General features: G+C 68.3%; 17 protein-coding genes, 1 other RNA gene and 1 pseudogene. 16 read left to right on the top strand and 3 right to left on the bottom strand.

The genetic code is table 11. The features are described 5' to 3' along the window. Window positions 1-51 precede the first annotated feature (51 nt). Window positions 52-912, bottom strand: coding sequence for a YicC/YloC family endoribonuclease (locus IU514_RS00095; protein WP_194929036.1), 861 nt, complete (start codon window positions 910-912; stop codon window positions 52-54). Between the two features lie 67 nt (window positions 913-979). Here IU514_RS00095 and rph point away from each other — a divergent pair, with 67 nt between their 5' ends. From rph to pepQ, 8 genes are all read left to right on the top strand, one after another. Further along, window positions 980-1,747 carry a ribonuclease PH gene (gene rph, locus IU514_RS00090; protein ID WP_194929035.1) on the top strand — a complete coding sequence of 256 codons (768 nt, stop codon included), beginning with the start codon at window positions 980-982 and terminating at the stop codon, window positions 1,745-1,747. Between the two features lie 12 nt (window positions 1,748-1,759). Continuing rightward, window positions 1,760-2,164, top strand: coding sequence for a VOC family protein (locus IU514_RS00085; RefSeq protein ID WP_194929034.1), 405 nt, complete (start codon window positions 1,760-1,762; stop codon window positions 2,162-2,164). Window positions 2,165-2,172: 8 nt separating this feature from the next. Next, window positions 2,173-2,766, top strand: coding sequence for an RdgB/HAM1 family non-canonical purine NTP pyrophosphatase (gene rdgB / locus IU514_RS00080; RefSeq protein WP_194929508.1), 594 nt, complete (start codon window positions 2,173-2,175; stop codon window positions 2,764-2,766). Between the two features lie 5 nt (window positions 2,767-2,771). Then, on the top strand, window positions 2,772-3,077 hold the full coding sequence (locus IU514_RS00075; protein ID WP_228760412.1) for an antibiotic biosynthesis monooxygenase family protein: 306 nt from the start codon (window positions 2,772-2,774) through the stop codon (window positions 3,075-3,077). 9 nt (window positions 3,078-3,086) lie between these two features. Next, the gene (hemW, locus tag IU514_RS00070) at window positions 3,087-4,247 is read left to right on the top strand and encodes a radical SAM family heme chaperone HemW (RefSeq protein ID WP_194929032.1); all 1,161 of its coding nucleotides are present in this window, start codon (window positions 3,087-3,089) and stop codon (window positions 4,245-4,247) included. A 141-nt stretch (window positions 4,248-4,388) separates the two neighbouring features. Further along, window positions 4,389-6,662 carry a DUF1631 domain-containing protein gene (locus IU514_RS00065; RefSeq protein ID WP_228760378.1) on the top strand — a complete coding sequence of 758 codons (2,274 nt, stop codon included), beginning with the start codon at window positions 4,389-4,391 and terminating at the stop codon, window positions 6,660-6,662. Next, window positions 6,659-7,009, top strand: coding sequence for a PilZ domain-containing protein (locus IU514_RS00060; RefSeq protein WP_194929030.1), 351 nt, complete (start codon window positions 6,659-6,661; stop codon window positions 7,007-7,009). Before IU514_RS00065 ends, IU514_RS00060 begins: the two co-directional genes overlap by 4 nt. Window positions 7,010-7,090: 81 nt before the next feature. Further along, window positions 7,091-8,422 (top strand): Xaa-Pro dipeptidase, encoded by a 1,332-nt coding sequence (gene pepQ / locus IU514_RS00055; RefSeq protein WP_194929029.1) that lies wholly within the window; start codon window positions 7,091-7,093, stop codon window positions 8,420-8,422. Window positions 8,423-8,510: 88 nt separating this feature from the next. On the opposite strand, the gene IU514_RS00050 is transcribed toward pepQ, so the two are convergent. Both IU514_RS00050 and IU514_RS00045 read right to left on the bottom strand, forming a co-directional pair. Beyond that, the gene (locus IU514_RS00050; RefSeq protein ID WP_194929028.1) at window positions 8,511-9,845 is read right to left on the bottom strand and encodes an aminopeptidase P N-terminal domain-containing protein; all 1,335 of its coding nucleotides are present in this window, start codon (window positions 9,843-9,845) and stop codon (window positions 8,511-8,513) included. A 5-nt stretch (window positions 9,846-9,850) separates the two neighbouring features. After that, complete coding sequence (locus IU514_RS00045) at window positions 9,851-10,414, bottom strand: UPF0149 family protein (RefSeq protein ID WP_194929027.1); 564 nt, start codon at window positions 10,412-10,414, stop codon at window positions 9,851-9,853. 101 nt (window positions 10,415-10,515) lie between these two features. Between IU514_RS00045 and IU514_RS00040 the strand changes: the two genes are divergently transcribed. The 8 genes and pseudogenes from IU514_RS00040 to IU514_RS00005 all read left to right on the top strand — a co-directional run. Further along, the gene (locus tag IU514_RS00040) at window positions 10,516-15,057 is read left to right on the top strand and encodes an EAL domain-containing protein (protein ID WP_194929026.1); all 4,542 of its coding nucleotides are present in this window, start codon (window positions 10,516-10,518) and stop codon (window positions 15,055-15,057) included. Window positions 15,058-15,124: 67 nt separating this feature from the next. After that, a complete protein-coding gene (locus tag IU514_RS00035; RefSeq protein WP_194929025.1) occupies window positions 15,125-15,346 on the top strand; it encodes a TIGR02449 family protein in 222 nt (73 codons plus the stop codon). Window positions 15,347-15,356: 10 nt separating this feature from the next. Next, a complete protein-coding gene (locus IU514_RS00030) occupies window positions 15,357-15,662 on the top strand; it encodes a cell division protein ZapA (RefSeq protein WP_194929024.1) in 306 nt (101 codons plus the stop codon). A gap of 92 nt (window positions 15,663-15,754) precedes the next feature. Next, window positions 15,755-15,941: non-coding RNA, 6S RNA (gene ssrS / locus IU514_RS00025), on the top strand. Window positions 15,942-16,057: 116 nt separating this feature from the next. Next, window positions 16,058-16,645, top strand: a complete 588-nt coding sequence (locus IU514_RS00020) for a 5-formyltetrahydrofolate cyclo-ligase (protein WP_194929023.1) — start codon at window positions 16,058-16,060, stop codon at window positions 16,643-16,645. A gap of 10 nt (window positions 16,646-16,655) precedes the next feature. Continuing rightward, the gene (locus IU514_RS00015) at window positions 16,656-17,126 is read left to right on the top strand and encodes an EVE domain-containing protein (protein ID WP_194929022.1); all 471 of its coding nucleotides are present in this window, start codon (window positions 16,656-16,658) and stop codon (window positions 17,124-17,126) included. A gap of 13 nt (window positions 17,127-17,139) precedes the next feature. Beyond that, window positions 17,140-17,802 (top strand): ribose-5-phosphate isomerase RpiA, encoded by a 663-nt coding sequence (rpiA, locus tag IU514_RS00010; RefSeq protein ID WP_194929021.1) that lies wholly within the window; start codon window positions 17,140-17,142, stop codon window positions 17,800-17,802. Between the two features lie 105 nt (window positions 17,803-17,907). Next, window positions 17,908-18,034, top strand: a pseudogene (locus tag IU514_RS00005) (2OG-Fe dioxygenase family protein); the annotation flags it as partial.

Genomic DNA, 18,034 nt, shown 5'->3' with positions numbered 1-18,034 from the left:
TGTCGTGTGTCTGTTCCCGCGCCGACGCCTGTGGACGCGCGCGGCCAGTCGTTATTCGATGTTCTGGATCTGCTCGCGGACCTGGTCGATCAGCACCTTGAGTTCCACCGCGGCGGCGGAACTGCGAGCGTCGACCGACTTGGAACCCAGGGTGTTCGCCTCGCGGTTGAACTCCTGCAGCAGGAAGTCGAGCCGGCGGCCGACGGCCTCGCGCAGCTTGAGCACGCGCCGTGCTTCGCCGACATGCGCGTCGAGGCGGTCGAGCTCTTCCTCGACGTCGAGCTTCTGCAGCGACAGCACGAGTTCCTGTTCGAGACGGCCCGGATCCAGCGGCTGTGCCAGATCAGCGAGTCGCGTTTCCAGCTTGAGACGCTGGCCGGCGCGGATGGCTGGCATGAACGTCCGCACTTCGGCGGCAATCGCGGCGATGCCGTCCACGCGCTCGTTGATCACGGCGGCGAGCTTCGCGCCTTCGCGTTCGCGCGAAACGACGAACTCGTCGATCACCTGATCAAGCAGCGCCAGCGCCTGCGCCTGCAGCTCGGCCGGATCGGCCGACGGGGCCTGCAGCACTCCGGGAAACTGCAGCAGCTCGGTGAAGTCGGTGCGCAGACGCGGGAAGCGGGCCTCGAGGTCCTGCGCCAGTTCACTCAGCTCGCGCAGCCGGGACGGGTTGAGCTGCAGGGCGCCCTCGCCTTCCGGCGCGCGCAGGCGCAAGGTCAGGTCGAGCTTGCCGCGCGACACGCGTGCGGCGATGCGCTCACGCAGCACCGGTTCGAGCACGCGCAGCTCCTCTGGCAGGCGTACGCCTACCTCGAGGAAGCGGTGGTTGACCGAACGCAGCTCGCAGCCGAGCGTGCCCCACGGGGTAACTCGCTCGCCATTGGCGAAGGCGGTCATGCTGCGGATCATCGGGAATTCCTAAGCCGACAGGGAGCGAATGGTAAACTCGCGCGCCCTCCGAACGGTACCCATGGCCATGACCGGCACTCCCGCAGCTCCCTCCGCCGGCTCCGCGACGGGCGCCATTGCCCGGCCGAGCGGCCGTGCCCCGGCCCAGATGCGCGAGGTCCGCATCGAGCGCGGCTACACCCGCCACGCCGAGGGTTCCGTGCTGGTCAGCTTCGGCGAGACCCGCGTGCTGTGCACCGCCAGCGTCGACAACAAGGTGCCCGCATTCCTGCGCGGCAAGGGCGAAGGCTGGGTCACGGCCGAGTACGGCATGCTGCCCCGCGCCACGCATTCGCGCTCCGACCGCGAGGCCGCTCGCGGCAAGCAGGGCGGCCGCACACTGGAGATCCAGCGCCTGATCGGCCGCTCGCTGCGCGCCTGCATCGACCGCAAACTGCTCGGCGAACGCACGATCACGCTCGACTGCGACGTCCTGCAGGCCGACGGCGGCACGCGCACCGCGGCCATCACCGGCGCCTATGTCGCCCTGGTCGACGCCGTGCGCTGGCTGCAGGCGCGCAGGGAAATCACGCGCGACCCGATCTTCGGCGCGGTCGCGGCGGTGTCGGTGGGCGTCTATCGCGGCGTGCCCGTGCTGGACCTCGACTATGCCGAGGACAGCGACTGCGACACCGACATGAACGTCGTCATGAACGACGGCGGCGGCTTCATCGAACTGCAGGGTACAGCCGAGGGCCATGCATTCCGGCGCGACGAACTGGAGGCACTGACGTCGCTGGCCGAAGCCGGCATCGCCGAACTGATCGCAAAGCAGCGTGAAGCCCTTGCAGGCTGAAGCGGCGCAACGATGAGACAGGCCATCGCCAACATCACCCTGGTGGTGCGCGACTACGACGAGGCGATCGCGTTCTACACCGGCGCCCTGGGTTTCGCGCTGCTGGAAGACACCGACCTCGGTGATGGCAAGCGCTGGGTGCGCGTCGCTCCGCAGGGCGCGGAAACCGCGCTGCTGCTCGCGCAAGCCGATGGCGACAAGCAGCGCGCGAGCGTCGGCAACCAGTGCGGCGGGCGCGTCGGCTTCTTCCTGCATACCGACGATTTCGCCCGCGACCATGCCCGCATGGCGGCGCATGGCGTGAACTTCCTCGAGACGCCGCGCCATGAGGCTTACGGCACCGTGGCCGTGTTCGAGGACCTGTACGGCAACCGCTGGGACCTCCTGGAGCCTGCCGCACGAGGGCCGGCCGCATGAGCCTGCCAATGAAATGGGTGATCGCCAGCAGCAACGCCGGCAAGCTGGGCGAGTTCCGCGAGATGCTCGGCGGCAGCGGCATCGAGTTCGTGACGCAGGGCGAACTCGGCGTCGACGACGCCGACGAGACCGGCCTGACCTTCGTCGAGAACGCGCTGATCAAGGCGCGCAAGGCAGCGCGCGAAACCGGCATGCCGGCATTGGGTGACGACTCGGGGCTCTGCGTGGATGTTCTCGGCGGCGCGCCGGGTCTGTATTCGGCGCGCTATTCCGGCGTGCATGGCGATGCGCAGGCCAACATCGACAAGCTGCTCGATGTGCTGAAGGACGTGCCGGACGCTCAGCGCACGGCGCATTTCTATGCCGTGATCGTGCTGTTGCGCCATGCCGATGATCCGCAGCCGCTGATCGCCGAAGGCGTGTGGTCCGGCAGCATCCTGCACGCGCGTCGCGGTGATGGCGGCTTCGGCTACGACCCGGTGTTCTTCGACCCGGAGCTGGGCGTTTCGGCCGCGGAACTCGACGCGGAACGCAAGAACCGCATCAGCCATCGCGGCCGCGCGCTGGCGGCGCTGCGCGCCAGGTTGCAGGAATCGGCTTGATCGCCATGTTCGCGACCGTCTGGGAATACGAAGTGCGACCGGGCGTGGAATCCGCGTTCGAGGCGCTCTATGGCAGCCAGGGCGCCTGGGTGGCGCTGTTCCGCGAGCAGCCCGGCTACCTCGGCACCGAATTGATGCGTGGCCATCGCCCTGGCCACTACCTCACCATCGACCGCTGGCGCAGCGAGCAGGACTACACTGCGTTCCAGCAACGCCACGACCCGCGCTACGCGGGAATCGATGCCCTGGGCGACGAACTGACGCTGTCGGAACGCCACATCGGCACGTTCACCGTCGCCGACGACTCCTGACGATCTACCGTGCCCCTCACCACGCCGCCGTTGTCGCTCTACGTGCACCTGCCCTGGTGCGTGCGCAAATGCCCGTACTGCGATTTCAACTCGCATGAGGGAAAGGGCGCGTTGCCGTTCGACACCTACGTGGACGCGCTGCTGGCCGATCTCGACCACGACCTGCCGCTGGCCTGGGGCCGCACCGTGCACTCGGTGTTCTTCGGCGGCGGCACGCCCAGCCTGTTCCCGCCCGAGTTCATCGACCGCATCCTGCAGGGCGCCAGCGCGCGCCTGCGATTCGCGCCCGGCTGCGAGATCACGATGGAGACCAACCCCGGCACGGCCGAACACGGCCGTTTCGAGCTTTACCGAAGCGCCGGCGTGAACCGGCTGAGCTTCGGCATCCAGAGTTTCGACGACGGCTGCCTGCAGCGCCTGGGCCGCATCCACGACAGCGGCGAGGCGGAGGCCGCGGTCAAAATGGCGCAGGACGCCGGCTTCGACAACGTCAATCTCGACCTCATGTACGCCCTTCCGCAGCAGACGCTGGCCATGGCGGAACAGGACCTTGAGCGCGCCTTCGCCCTGCAGCCGGCGCACATCAGCCATTACCAGCTCACGCTGGAGCCGAACACGATGTTCGCCGCGAAGCCGCCGGCCGGCATTCCTGACGACGACGCCAGCTGGGACATGCAGGAGCACTGCCAGGCGTTGCTGGCGCAGGCCGGCTACGCGCAGTACGAAGTCAGTGCCTACGCGCGCCCGGGCCGACAGTGCGCACACAACCTCAATTACTGGCGCTATGGCGACTACCTGGGCATAGGTGCCGGTGCCCACGGCAAGCTGACGCTGGGTGCCGAGCAGGCCGTGCTGCGGCGATGGAAGATCAAGCATCCCACCCAGTACCTGGTCCAGGCCGGCCATGCAGGGGCGATCGGCGGCGACGACCGGATCGAGCCGGAGCGGCGCCCGTTCGAATACATGCTCAACGCCCTGCGGCTGGTCGACGGCTTCACACTGGGCGAGTTCGAGGCGCGCACCGGGCTCGACCGGGGCGTGATCGAACCGCAGTTGCGGCAGGCCATCGACACCGGCTGGCTGGTCGAGGATGCCGCCGGTCGCGTCCGGCCGACCGATCTGGGCCGGCGTTTCACCAACGACGCCGTGGCGTTGTTCCTTGATTCATAGGCCCGAAGCCACCTGAATATGGCCGGTTCCGGGGCCTTCCTCCGCTCTTACCGGTAGGCCGGCACCCCCGGCAGGTCTGGCAGACCGCTGTCAGGCATGGTTAGATCGCCGCCAAAAGGTCCCGCGCAGGCCATCGTCCACATGTTCGAACCCCTCGGTTCCACCGTCGTTCGGCCCACGCTCGCAACGGCGGCGATGCCGCGGCGGGTCCGGCGCGTGCTGGAACATCTGTATGCGCTGGTCTCGGACGAGATGGCGCGCCAGCTCGAGCGCATGCTCGGTGAGTTCGAGCAGCAGTTGTTCCGCCAGGCCGACCACGCCCGCAACCCCGCGCAGCAGTCGCTGCACTTCGAGACGCTGCGGATCGTGCGCCTGAACCGCGCCGACCTCGTGCCGCATTACCTGATGGGCCTGGAGGCCGCGCTGACGCGCGTCCGCGAGCCGCTGTCGATGCCGGAGCAGTACGACTCGCGCACGCTGCCCACGTTCCGCGACCTGCGCCTGGTCGAGGATTCGGAGCTGGATGAGGGCGCCGTGCTGCGGGGCATCGCCGCGCGCCACTCCTCCCGCGCCAACCTCGGCCTGCACCTGCTCGGCCAGCGCTTCGGCGTGCTCGGCGGCGCACCGGCGTTCGACGCCGATCGCCTGCCGGTGGGGCCGTATTCGCTGTGCCGGATCCTCGGCGAAGCCGGGCAGACGCTGCAGATCGGGCTGGAACCGCGACTGCTGCTGTTCCGGACCTTCGACCGCCATGTCCTGAACGGCTATGCCCAGCTGGTCGACACGATGAATGCCCTGCTCGCGCGCGAGAACGTGCTGCCCAGCCTGGCCTTCGTTCCGATCCGTACCCGCCCCACCACCCAGGCACAGCTCGAGGCCGCGCGCCATCGCCGCGAAGAGCGCCCCGAGCTCCCTGCAGACGCCCCGGCCGGTCCGGCCCGCATCGGACCGCGGCCGCACACCGCCTGGCAGGGACAGAGCGACCGAGTCAGCGAGTCCGACGAAGCGGCTGCGGTGGCGTTGCTGCAACAGTTGTTGTCGGGGCGCCGGGACCTGCTGGGTAAGCTGCGCTCCGGCCGGCGCGCCGAGAACCCCAAGGCGATTCCGACCGCCGAGGTCATCGCCACGCTGGGCACGTTCCAGGGCGATGCCGCCAACAGCGGCGTGTCGTCGGCACGCAATCTTTCCGACCTGCGCCAGGCGCTGCTGACCCAGAGCCACAAGAAGCATGGCGAGGAAGCCGCGCTGTCGCGCGAGGACAGCGACACCTTCGAGCTGCTGGGAATGCTGTACAACGCGATCCAGCACGAGCTGCGCGAGGACAGCACGGCTTCGGTCCTGCTCAATCGCCTGCAGGTGCCGCTGCTGCGCGCCGCATTGCTGGACCGCACTTTCTTCGTCCAGCAGCGTCACCCGGCCCGCCAGTTGCTCAATACCGTGGCCGAATCCGGCGCGAGCTGGATGTCCGAGGACGAGAGCGATCCGCAGCTCGACGAGCACCTGCGCCGGGCCGTCGACCATGTGGTCGAGCACTACCACGGCGATTCGACCGTCTTCGATGCCGCCAACCAGCGCTTGCAGCAGCACCTGCGGGCGATGGCGCGCAAGGCCGAAGTCACCGAGCGGCGCCATGTCGAGGCGGCACGCGGCAAGGAGAAGCTCGAGCTCGCCAAGCATCGCGCCGCCGAGGAAATCGATTCGGCGACCCAGGGCCAGCAGGTACCGCGCTTCGTGCGCTCGCTGCTGAGCCAGGCCTGGGCCGATGTACTGACACTGATCCTGCTGCGCCACGGCGAGGAGTCGTCGGAGTGGCAGCAGCACCAGGAAATGACGCGCCAGATCGTTCTGGCGACGCTCGGCCGGGGCGGTAGCAAAGTCCCCGCAGGCCTGGGCGCCAAGGTCGAACATGCATTGGGACTGGTCGGCTACCACGCCGACGAGGCCAACGCGATCGCACGCCGCCTGACCACCGGGGTCGGCGACGAGGACGATCCGGCATCGCGCACCGAACTGGCGATGAAGCTCAAGGCACGTGGCCGCTTGGGCGAGGACAGCGGTCCCGCCAAGCCCAAGCCGCCGCCGCCGCGCAGCGCGCATGAGCAGCAGTGCTACGACCAGTTGCGCGCGCTGCCGTTCGGGACGTGGTTCGAGTTCGTCACCAACCAGCAGGGCGATGTCGTGCGCCGTCGCCTGTCGTGGTACAGCCCGGTCACCGACAACGCCCTGTTCGTCAACCAGCGCGGCCAGCGCGTCGGCGAGCAGTCGCTGGACAGCCTGGCGCGCATGCTGGCCGCCGGCCAGACCCGCATCGTCACCGCCGACAAGGGCCGCCTGGTCGACCGTGCCTGGCATGCCGCGCTCAACGCCCTGCGCAGTTTTGCCGGCCTGGGTCCGGTCGAGGAGACCACCGCATGATGGATGAGTTCCGCCGCGTCCGCCGTCGCAAGGTGCCGGAGACGATTCCGGTCGTCGACACGATGACCGACAACGTGGTCGGCCACCTGGGCAACCTCTCCGAAACCGGCATGCTGCTGATCGCGAGCGCGCCCCTGGTCGACGACGGGCTATACCAGTTCCGTTTCAACCTGTACCAGGCGCCCGACCGCGCCCTGCCGATCGAAGTCGGCGCGCACCTGCTCTGGCAGGATGGCGCCAGCGCGGCAGGCCAGACCTGGACCGGATTCCGGTTCATCACGATGCTGGAAAGCCAGATGCTGCAACTGCGGCAATGGCTGGACGCCCCCGGCGCGGTCTACGAATAGCTGAAGCAAGACTGGCTGGCGCAAAATCGCGCCGGGCGATTTGCGGCAAAATGCGGCTGATTCCGCCAGGCCGCCGACGCAATGACCCCAGCCCCCGCCGCTTCCTCGCTCTACTCCCACCACATCGACGAACTGCAGCGCCGCACGGCCGTGGCGCTGGAGCGTGGCGGCTTCGACCACCTGGTCGTGCCCAGCGGCACGCTGCACTACCAGGTCTTCGACGACCGCGACTATCCCTATGCGGTGAACCCGCAGTTCAAGGCCTGGCTGCCGCTGACCAAGGCACCCGGCAGCTGGCTGGTCGCCACGCCGGGCCAGAGGCCCAAGCTGATCTTCCTGCAGCCATTCGACTACTGGCATGTGGTGCCGTCGGCGCCGAGCGGCTACTGGGTCGAGCATTTCGACATCGTCGTGATCCGTCGCCCCGAAGAGGCGCTGCAGCACCTGCCGGCGCATGCCGGACGCTGCGCCATCCTCGGCGAGCCGCAAAGCGCCCTGGGCGCGTTCGCGCCGAACAATCCGGCGGCGGTCGTCAACTACCTCGAGTACCACCGCGCCTTCAAGACGCCCTATGAAGTCGCGATGATGCGCGAGGCGACGCGTCGCGGCGTGCGTGCCCATCGGGCCGCCGAGCGCGCGTTCCGCGCCGGCGCGAGCGAGTTCGGCATCCACCTGGTGTACTGCCAGGCTGCCGGCCAGGACGCGGGCGACCTGCCCTACAACAACATCGTCGCGCTCAACGAGCACGGCGCGGTCCTGCACTACACCGAGCGCGACCTGGTTCCGCCGAAGCCGGTGCGCAGCTTCCTGATCGACGCCGGCGCCAGTCACCACGGCTACGCCTGCGACATCACGCGCAGCTACGCGCTCGATACCGGCCACGAGTTCCAGGCCATGATCGACGCCGTCGACGCCGCCCAGCTGCGCATGTGCGACCAGGTCCGCGCGGGCGTCGACTACAAGCAGATCCACGTCGACGCGCACCTGGCGCTGGCCGGCATCCTGTGGAACTTCGGCGTGATCAAGGTCTCGCCGGAAACCGCACTCGCCACCGGCGTCAGCAGCGCCTTCTTCCCGCACGGCATCGGCCATGGCATCGGCTTGCAGGTGCACGACGTAGCCGGGTTCGCCGCTTCGGACGAAGGCGGCACGATCGCCAAGCCGGAAGGCCATCCATACCTGCGCATGACGCGCATGCTGGAGCCGGGCATGGCGGTCACGATCGAGCCGGGCATCTACTTCATCGACATGCTGCTCGACGAGGTTAAGAAGAACGGCCACGGCGCCAGCGTCGACTGGGCCCGCGTCGAGGCGTTCAAGCCGTTCGGCGGGATCCGCATCGAGGATGACGTGGTGTGCACCGAAGCGGCGCCGCTGAACCTGACCCGCGAAGGCTTCGCCGAGGTCGGGTGATCAACCATGCGCGCCGCACATCGGTGCGGCGCGCGGCACCGGCTGCGGCGGATGCGAAGCTCACCGCCGCTGCAGCCAGCAGCGAGTCTCAGGCCACTCGCACGTCGGCCATGAAGGCCTCGATCTCGTCCGCACTGCGCGCAAGCTTGCCGGTCAGCACTTCGGCGCCGTCGCGCGTCACCAGCACGTCGTCTTCGGTGCGGATGCCGATGCCGCGCCACTTCGCGTCGACGCTGGTGTCATCGGCCGATACATAGAGGCCGGGCTCGATCGTGAACACCATGCCGGGCTCGAGCAGGCGCGATTCGCCATCGAAGCGGTATTCGCCGACGTCGTGAACGTCGAGGCCCAGCCAGTGGCCGGTCTTGTGGCGATAGAAGCGCTTGTAGCTGCCATCGGCGATGTTCTTCTCCAGGCGCCCCTTGAGCAGTCCCAGCTTGAGCAGCCCTTCGGTCAGCGTTTCCACCGCAGCAACGTGGCCGGCCTCGTAGGCGACTCCGGCTTGCGCCTGCGCGAGCGCAGCCGCCTGCGCCGCGCCGACCAGATCGTGCAGTGCACGCTGCTCCTTGCTGAAGCGGCCGTTGACCGGGAACGTGCGCGTGATGTCGGCGGCATAGCCGCGATACTCGGCACCGGCATCGACCAGCACCAGGTCGCCGTCCATCGCCGGCGCGCGATTGGCGCGGTAATGCAGCACGCAGGCATTGGTGCCTGCGCCCACGATGCTGCTGTAGGCCGGCTCGGCATCGTGCTGGCGGAAGACGCGTTCCAGCTCCGCCTGCAACTCGTATTCGTGCATGCCCGGCCGCACCGCACGCATCGCAGCCTGGTGAGCGAGCACGCTGATGTCGGCGGCGCGCTGCATCAACCGGATCTCGTCGCGATCCTTGAACAGACGCAGTTCGTCGAGCAGGTGGCCGAGTTCGAGGAACTCGTGCGGCGGCTGCGCGCCCTGGCGCACCATCGCGCGCACGCGGTTGAGCCAGCCGATCAGCTTGAGGTCGAACTCCTGGTCGCGTCCGAAGTGGTAATACACGCGCGACCGGCCTTCGAGCAGGCCCGGCAGGATGTCGTCGAGGTCGGTGATCGGATACGCATCGTCGAGGCCGAACGTCTCGACCGCACCTTCCGGACCGTAACGCGGACCGTCCCAGCCCTCGCGTTCGAGGTCGCGCTCTCGGCAGAACAGGATCACTTCACCGTGCTTGCGCCCCGGCACCAGCACGAGGACCGCCTCAGGCTCGGGAAACCCGGTGAGGTACAGCAAGTCGGAGTCCTGCCGGTACGGGTAGTGGGTATCGCGGCTGCGGATGCGCTCGGGCGCGGCCGGCAGCACCAGGATGGCGTCGTCGCCGGCCATGCGCATGAGCTGCCTGCGCCGGCGGGCGTAGGCCTTGGCGGGAGTCGTGATCGGCTTGGCCATGCCGGTCAGTTGAGGCGCTGGCGATGCTGCGCGGCGAGCACGCAGTCGCCGTGCAGCAACAGCACGGCCACGCGCACGAACTCCTCGATCTCCACCAGCGCCTCTTCGTCATCCTCGTCGCCATCTTCCTGCGCCTGCGCCCCGGCCAGGCGGGCGAGGTCCGCGAGGGCCTCCTGCCCTTCCTCGGACAACCGCGGGCTAGCGCCGGCGGCCAGGCCGAATGCGCCCAGGAAACCGCGGCACCACTCGAATAGTGCGCCGCTGCGCTCGGCCAGCGAGGCGTCGGCTTCCGGCAGCAGCAGGTCGAAATCGAAGCTGCGATCGTCCAGCTGCGAAGCGCTGGCCAGCCTCAGTTCATCCAGCGGACTGCCCTCGGGCGGCGCCGGGATGGCATCGTCGGCCAGCACCTTGGCCGGCCATTCACGTACCGACGCGCCGCCGCCAGCGAGCCAGCCGCACAGCGAACCGTGAAGCTCGAAGGGCGTTGCCGCCAGTTCCAGGCGCCGGCTTTCGGCTTCGATCGCGGAGACCGCGGGCAGTTCGGCAGGGTTGGGGTCGGTCTTGGACACGGAACGGGAGGCAAACGACGATTGTGGGGAAGTTGGCAGTGTAGCAATGGCATGCGGTTCCAGCTTGTTGCCGATGCAAGCCACTGCCTACACTGAGTACCGTGCGTCCCTCCGTCCCTGCCCTCTCCGTCGGCCTGCTCGGCCTGATACTGATCGCTGCGGGCATCGGTCCGCCGGCGCACGCCGCCACGCGCGATTTCTACTTCACGCGCCTGGGCAGCGATCGCGGGCTCACCCAGAACACGGTCACCGCTTTGGCCCAGGACCGCCAGGGCTTTGTCTGGGTCGGCACTCAGGGCGGCCTGCATCGCTACGACGGCAAGCGCTACGTCGCCTTCCGCCATGATCCGCGCGATCCCGGAACGCTCCCGGACAGCTTCGTGACGGCGCTCGCCGTCGAGGGCCGCGAGGCGCTGTGGATCGGCACCTATTCCGAATACGTGGCTCGGCTGGATCTGGGCACCGGCAAGATCCGCCGCTACCAGATCACCGACGGTGAACACGCCAACCGCCAGGTGATGGCCCTGCTGCCGGCGCGCGGCTCGCTTTGGGTGGGCACGGTCGCCGGCCTGGAGCGACTGGACGCCGCCAGCGGCCGCCGCACGCTGGTGGTGCGCCTCAACTCCCAGACGACCCGCGAAGCGCCCTGGCAGAACCTGTTGGCGACGCGTGACGGCTCGGTATGGTTCGCCAGCAACGCCGGCTTGTACCGTATCGCGGTCAGTGGTGCGGTGGACCGGGTCGGCCCCGCGGAACCGGCAGGCAGCCTCGGGCAGGACCATCGCGGCCAACTGTGGATCGGCCGCCACGACGGCCTCTACCGGCTGCACAGCGATGGCCGCACCCTGATCCGGACTTGGCCGACGGAGCGCGACGCCGGCATCCATGACGTGCGATCCATTGCCGAAGCGCCCGATGGCCGCCTGTGGCTGGGCATTCCGGGCGAAGGCCTGCTGCGTTATGACCCGGTGAGCGGACGGAGTGAAGCCGTCCGCGAGGAAGCAGGCGTCGACGCCACCCTGCCAGACGAGTCGGTCAGCAGCCTGCTGGTCGATCGCGGCGGCATGCTGTGGGTCGGCGGGGGCTTCCGCGGCGTCTCCATCACCGACCCGCGCGGCAGCCGTTTCCGCTACGTCTTCGACCTCGACAGCGGGCGCTCGCGCAACGCGGCAGCCGACGACAGCGTCCGCGCCGCCATCCAGGACGACGAGGGTGCACTTTGGGTGGGCACGGACAACGGCCGCCTGCTGCACTACCGGCTCGACGAGGATCGGTTCGATGACGACAGCGCGGCGCTGCCGATGCTGCCGCAGCACCGTGCCGTCGGATTCGTGCCGGCCGGCGACGGCGAATTGTGGGTCGCCACCACGCGCGGACTGGTGCGCCTGAATACGCATTCCCGCCATACCCGTCCGCTCGACCTGGGCGAGTACAGCAACGCCAGCCTGCGCACGATTAGCAAGGATCGCGACGGCTCGCTGTGGCTGGGCACCACGAACCTCGGCGCCCTGCGCTACGACCCGCGCAGCGGCCGCGTCGTGCGCTATGCATACCGCGAGGGGCAGCCCAGCGGACTCAGCCATCCGACCGTGCATGCGATCGCGCAGGACCGCCGCGGCCGGATCTGGATGGGCACGAGCGACGGCCTCGACCTGCTCGACCCGGCCACCGGCATGCTGCGCCACTTCCGCCACCGCAGCGATGCCGCCGACAGCCTCGCCGGCAACCGCGTGCGGGCCGTGCACATCGCCAGCGACGGCGCGATCTGGGTGGGCACGCACGCAGGCCTGAGCCGCGTGATCGAGGTACCGGGCGAGCCCATCCACTTTGCCCACCCGCTGAGCGAAGCGCTGCGCGGGCGTCCGGTCCCGGTGGTGTTCTCCATCGCCGAGGCGCCGAGCGGACGCCTTTGGCTCGGCACCGACGCCGGCATCCTGCGCTTCGATACCGACAACGACCAGGCGCGCGCCTACGGCCTCGCCGACGGCCTGCAGGACCTGGAGTTCAACGGCGGCGCCGTCGCCTATCTGAGCGACGGACGCGTGCTGCTGGGCGGCGTGCGCGGCATCAACCTGTTCGATCCGCGCCGCATGGCCGATTCGCGCTACACACCCCCAGTGCGGCTGCTGTCGGCGCGCGTCGGTGCGGACGACTCGCTCGACGGTGGCGTGCTCTGGGATCCGGCGCGCCTCGACGTGCCAGACGGCGCAGACCTGCTACGCCTGCGCATCGGTGCACTCGACTTCGCGCCAGCGGCCAACATCCGCTACCGGTACCGCATGGACGGTTTCGACCAGGGCTGGGTCGATAACGGCATGCAGCAGGACATCTCCTACACCGGCCTGCCGCCTGGTCGCTACCTGTTCCGCGCGCAGGCCACCAATCGCGATGGCGTGTGGAATCCGCAGGAACTGCAGATCCCGGTGTTCGTCGCGCCGCCGCTGTGGCGCCATCCGCTGGCACTCACCGCCGCCGCACTGATGCTGCTGGCGCTGGGCGCCACCCTGAGCTGGCGCTGGCACCAGCGTCGCGAACGCGAGCGCGGCTACTTCGATCAGATCCGCGAACGCGAGGAGCGCCTGAAGCTGGCTCTGTGGGCGTCCGGCGAGCAATTCTGGGATTACGACCTGGCGCGTGGCGAACTGCACCGGATGCGCGTCCACGAGGAGGGCGGTCTCGCTCCGGACATCGGCGTGCAGACCTACATCGAGGAAGAGCACGAGATCCACCCCGACGACCTGCCCCGGGTGCGCGAACTCCTGCGCCAGCACCTGCGTGGCGACTCCGCCCTGTTCCTGTCGGAGCATCGCGTCCGCAACGCCAGCGGCAGCTGGAGCTGGGTGCGTGCGCGTGGCCGCGTGGTCGACCGCGGCGACAACGGCCGGGCGCTGCGCGTGGCGGGCACCGCCCGCGACGTCACGGCAAGCCGCAGCGCGGAGCGCGAGCGTCGCATCTCCAGCGAAGTGCTGCGCAGCATGGCCGAGGCGGTCGCGGTGGTCGACCGCGATTTCATGTTCGTCTCGGTCAATCCCGCCTTCACGCGCATGACCGGCTACAGCGATGCCGAAGTCATCGGCAGATCGTCCAGCCTGATCGACAGCATGCAGCACGACCCGGAGTTCTACCGGCACATGCGCAGCGAGCTCGAGCGCACAGGCCGCTGGTCGGGCGAGATCTGGCAGCAGCGCAAGGACGGCAACGAGTTCCTGTGCTGGCTGCAGGGCAGCGCGGTGCAGGATGCCAGCGGCCAGCGCAGCCACTACGTGGCCGTGCTGACGGACATCACCGACCAGAAGCGTGCCGAGCAGGAGCTGCGCTACCTGGCCAACTACGACACGCTGACCAGCCTGCCCAACCGCACGCTGCTGTCCGAGCGCCTCTCGCGCGCGATCGTGCGCGCGCGCCGGCAGGGCACGCACATCGCGGTGCTGTTCCTCGACCTCGACCGGTTCAAGGACATCAACGACTCGCTCGGCCACGCCGCCGGCGACCGCATCCTGCGCGCCACCGCCGCACGCCTGCTCAACGCAGTCGGCAACGAACACACCGTCGCGCGCCTGGGCGGCGACGAGTTCACCGTCGTGCTGGAAAACCTGAAGAGTCCGGACGAAGCGGAGCGGATCGCACGCGACCTCTTGCAGGCGTTCGAGGATCCGCTGGAAATCGACGAGCGCCAGGACGTATCGATATCGCCGTCGATCGGCATCAGCCTGTACCCCGAGCATGCGCAGGTGCCGACGGACCTGCTCAAACACGCCGACACCGCGATGTACCAGGCCAAGGCAGCCGGCCGGCGTACCTACATGCGCTACAACGAGGTCATGGACGTTGAGATCCGGCGCCGCGCCACGATCTCGGCGGCATTGCGCAAGGTGCTCGACCGCGGCGAGCTGCGCCTGGTGTTCCAGCCCAAGCTTTCGCTCGCGACGTCGCAGATCACGGGCGTGGAGGCGCTGCTGCGCTGGAACAGTCCGGAGCACGGCGAGATATCGCCGGCGCAGTTCATCCCGCTGGCCGAGGAAAGCGGCCTGATCCTCGACATCGGCGAATGGGCGCTGCGCGAGGCTTGCAGCACGCTCAAGCGCTGGCGCCACAATGGCCTCGACCAGCTGACGATGGCGGTCAACGTCTCGGCGCTGCAGCTGCTGCGCGGCAGCCTGCCCAGGACCGTTGCCCGCACGCTCATCGAGAGCGGCGTGCCCGCCGAGCAGTTGCAGCTCGAACTGACTGAAAGCGTGATCATGGCGAACGCCGAGCAGACCTCGGCGACGTTGCAGGCACTGCGCTCGATCGGCGTCGGCCTGGCGATCGACGACTTCGGCACCGGCTATTCCTCGCTCGCCTACCTCAAGCGCCTGCCGATCAACACGCTCAAGATCGACAAGGAGTTCATCGGTGACCTGACCCACGATCCGGAAGACGAGGCCATCACCAGCACCGTCATCACGATGGCGCGCTCGCTTGGCCTGACCGTCGTCGCCGAAGGCGTGGAGACCGTCGACCAGATGCGCTTCCTGCGTGAGCACGGTTGCGATGAGATCCAGGGCTACTGGCTGGCGCGCCCGCTGGAAGCCCAGCACTGCTTCGCCTTCATCCGGACCTGGACCCCTAGTGCGCTCAGCACGGTGGGCGCGGTCCCCTGAGAGCCGGTCTACGACGCCCCGCTCTGGCGCGCCTTGACCGGCCCAGTGGCCCTGCTATCGTGCCGCCATGGATCGCGCCGAACTGATCGCCGAGTTGCAGTCGCTGACCGCCCGCCTCGAAGAGGTGGCCGAGCGCGCACGCCGCCTCGGCGACGAGAACCGGAGCTTGCGCCAGCAGCAGGAACAACTGATCGGCGAGCGTTCGGCATTGCTGGCCAAGAACGAGCAGGCACGCACGCGCGTGGAGGCGATGATCGCCAGGCTGAAATCGCTGGAGCAGCACACGTGAGTCCTTCGCCATGAGTTCCGCCAGCGAACCGGTCAACATCCGCCTGCTCGACCGTGAATACACGGTGGGTTGCGAGCCGGACGAACGCGACAGCCTGCTCGCCGCGGCCAAGCTGCTCGACCAGCGCATGCGCGACATCCGCGGCAGCAACCGCATGGCGGCGATCGATCGTATCGCCGTTCTCGCCGCGCTCAACCTCGCGCACGAACTGCAGCAGATCAAGGGCGAAAGCGAAGGCCGCGACCGTGAGCTCTCGCGCACGCTCAACGAGTTGCATCGCCGCCTCGACGATCTGTTCGACGCCACTGCGCGCTGATTGCGCGCCCGACGCGCGCACCGCTGAACCTCGCCTTGGCCGTGCCGACGAGCGGACGCGCTCACCCGGACTCCCGCGCTATACTTCGCTCACGTCCTCTGCTGTGCGCGACAGCGTGCGCAAACATTCGCCTTGTCCCTTAATGACGACCACGGGGGCGCGGCGGAGGCCCGGAGTGCAAGTCCGCCTTGTAGCGGGAAGCCCGAAGGCATCCAAGCGTCCCCACTTGAACCCCGGGTTCAAGGTCGTTTCGCAAGCATCGCCATTGGCGGAGGACTTTTCATTCCGGGACCTCATTGCATGGGGTCCCCAATCCAGATCGGGCGCGGCTTCGCGCCTGTTCTTTTTTGTCCACGCAGCGGCGATGGCCGGCGAACATTAGGGAACCGCGCCGCATGACGGCTGACCGCGCGGCATTGCGCCGCGAACTCCGCGACCGCCGCCGCGCCCTGCCGCCGGGCGAACGCATCGCCGGTGCAGAACGGCTGGCCCAGCGATTGCTGGCGCTCCCCTTTGCTCCCACTTCGGGTTATGTCGCCGGCTACTGGGCCATGGACGGCGAGATTGCGCTGCACATGTGGCAGCTGCGCCTGCCCGATGAATGCGTGTACTGCCTGCCGGTTCTGCACGAGGACGGCCATCTGCGCTTCGCGCCCTGGCGTCCAGGCGACCCGCTGGTAAGCAATCGCCACGGCATTCCCGAGCCGGACCTGTCTCCCGATAGCCTGCTGGACGCTTCGCAGATGAGCCTGGTGGTCGTCCCGCTCGTCGGGTTCGATCGGTCCTGCCATCGCCTGGGCATGGGTGGCGGCTGGTACGACCGCACGTTCGCCTTTCGTCAGCGCGACGCCGCACCGCCCTGGCTGGCCGGCGCCGCATTCGACGTGCAGCGAATCGATTCGCTGCTTCGGGCGGACTGGGACGTTGCCCTGGATGCGATCTGCACCGACTCGGCGACCTACAATGGCACGCCCGCAATCTGATGAAGCCCGCATGAGCGCACGTCGCCGCTACTGGCTGATGAAGTCCGAACCCGACGCATTCTCGATCGACGACCTGCAGCGCGTCGGCACTGAACCGTGGAACGGCGTTCGCAACTACCAGGCGCGCAACTTCATGCGGGACGGCATGCAGATCGGTGACGGCATTCTGTTCTACCACTCCAACACCGACGTGCCCGGCATCGTCGGCACCGCGACCGTGGCCAGCAAGGCGTATCCGGACGACACGCAGTTCGATCCCAAGTCGGACTACTACGACGCCAAGAGCACGCGCGAAGAACCGCGCTGGTTTCTGGTTGACGTCGCGTTCGATCGCAAGCTGGGCCGCACGATCTCGCTGGACGAAATCAAGCAGCACGCCACCGAACTCGGCGAGGAGTTCGCACTGGTCCGGCGCGGCAATCGTCTGTCGGTGTTCCCGGTGTCGGCCGCGCAGTGGAAATACCTGCTCTCCCTCGAATAACACGGGCACCCCTATGAGCGAAGCCAAACGCCTGGCTGGCGAAAAAGCTATCGAATACGTCGAAGACGGCATGATCGTCGGCGTCGGCACCGGTTCCACCGTCGCATTCTTCATCGATGCCCTGGCACGTATCCAGGACCGCATCAAGGGCGTGGTGTCGAGCTCCGACCAAAGCACGCAGCGCCTGCGCTCGCACGGCATGGAAGTGCTGGACCTCAACGCCACCGGCCCGCTTTCGCTGTATGTCGATGGCGCCGACGAGTGCGACCCGCACAAGCGCCTGATCAAGGGCGGCGGCGCGGCGCTGACGCGAGAGAAGATCATCGCCGAGGCCAGCGAGAAGTTCGTCTGCATCATCGACCCGAGCAAGCGCGTCGACGTACTGGGCAAGTTCCCGTTGCCGGTCGAAGTCATCCCGATGGCACGCAGCCTCGTCGCCCGCGAGATCCAGGCATTGACGCGTGGGCAGCCCGTGTGGCGACAGAACGCCGATGGCCAGGGCGTCGTCACCGACAATGGAAACGTCATCCTCGACATCCATGGCCTGGCCATCGTCGACCCGGTGGCCATGGAGCAGGCGATCAACCAGATCCCGGGCGTGGTCAGCGTCGGCCTGTTTGCGCGCCGCCCGGCGGACGTCGTGATCGTCGGCGGCGAACCGCCGATCCTCCTCTAAGGTGCCGCTCAGAAGGCCGTCCCACCCGTGAGGACGGCCTGCAACCCGGTCTCCGGAGCTGCCTAACCGACATGGCGATAGTCGCGTCGATGCGCGACTCTGACGGACTACGTCCTGGTCCTGCTGATCGACCGGTCCAACATTCTCAGCGGCACGACGACGATCCACGATGATCAGGGGCGGCAACTGGGCAGCTTCACGCTGACGCAGGCGCTGGATGCGGCGCTGGTCG

This window comes from Lysobacter niastensis (assembly GCF_015453285.1).
Classification (GTDB): Bacteria; Pseudomonadota; Gammaproteobacteria; order Xanthomonadales; family Xanthomonadaceae; genus Lysobacter_J; species Lysobacter_J niastensis.
The sequence above is the reverse complement of the archived record's forward strand: the minus strand, read 5'-3'. Positions and strand labels throughout refer to the sequence as shown.

Coding starts and splice junctions, on each gene's coding strand:
- IU514_RS00095 (WP_194929036.1), bottom strand. CDS start 912: ATGATCCGCAGCATGACCGCCTTCGCCAATGGCGAGCGAGTTACCCCG.
- rph (WP_194929035.1), top strand. CDS start 980: ATGACCGGCACTCCCGCAGCTCCCTCCGCCGGCTCCGCGACGGGCGCC.
- IU514_RS00085 (WP_194929034.1), top strand. CDS start 1,760: ATGAGACAGGCCATCGCCAACATCACCCTGGTGGTGCGCGACTACGAC.
- rdgB (WP_194929508.1), top strand. CDS start 2,173: ATGAAATGGGTGATCGCCAGCAGCAACGCCGGCAAGCTGGGCGAGTTC.
- IU514_RS00075 (WP_228760412.1), top strand. CDS start 2,772: ATGTTCGCGACCGTCTGGGAATACGAAGTGCGACCGGGCGTGGAATCC.
- IU514_RS00065 (WP_228760378.1), top strand. CDS start 4,389: ATGTTCGAACCCCTCGGTTCCACCGTCGTTCGGCCCACGCTCGCAACG.
- IU514_RS00060 (WP_194929030.1), top strand. CDS start 6,659: ATGATGGATGAGTTCCGCCGCGTCCGCCGTCGCAAGGTGCCGGAGACG.
- pepQ (WP_194929029.1), top strand. CDS start 7,091: ATGACCCCAGCCCCCGCCGCTTCCTCGCTCTACTCCCACCACATCGAC.
- IU514_RS00050 (WP_194929028.1), bottom strand. CDS start 9,845: ATGGCCAAGCCGATCACGACTCCCGCCAAGGCCTACGCCCGCCGGCGC.
- IU514_RS00035 (WP_194929025.1), top strand. CDS start 15,125: ATGGATCGCGCCGAACTGATCGCCGAGTTGCAGTCGCTGACCGCCCGC.
- IU514_RS00030 (WP_194929024.1), top strand. CDS start 15,357: ATGAGTTCCGCCAGCGAACCGGTCAACATCCGCCTGCTCGACCGTGAA.
- IU514_RS00020 (WP_194929023.1), top strand. CDS start 16,058: ATGACGGCTGACCGCGCGGCATTGCGCCGCGAACTCCGCGACCGCCGC.
- IU514_RS00015 (WP_194929022.1), top strand. CDS start 16,656: ATGAGCGCACGTCGCCGCTACTGGCTGATGAAGTCCGAACCCGACGCA.
- rpiA (WP_194929021.1), top strand. CDS start 17,140: ATGAGCGAAGCCAAACGCCTGGCTGGCGAAAAAGCTATCGAATACGTC.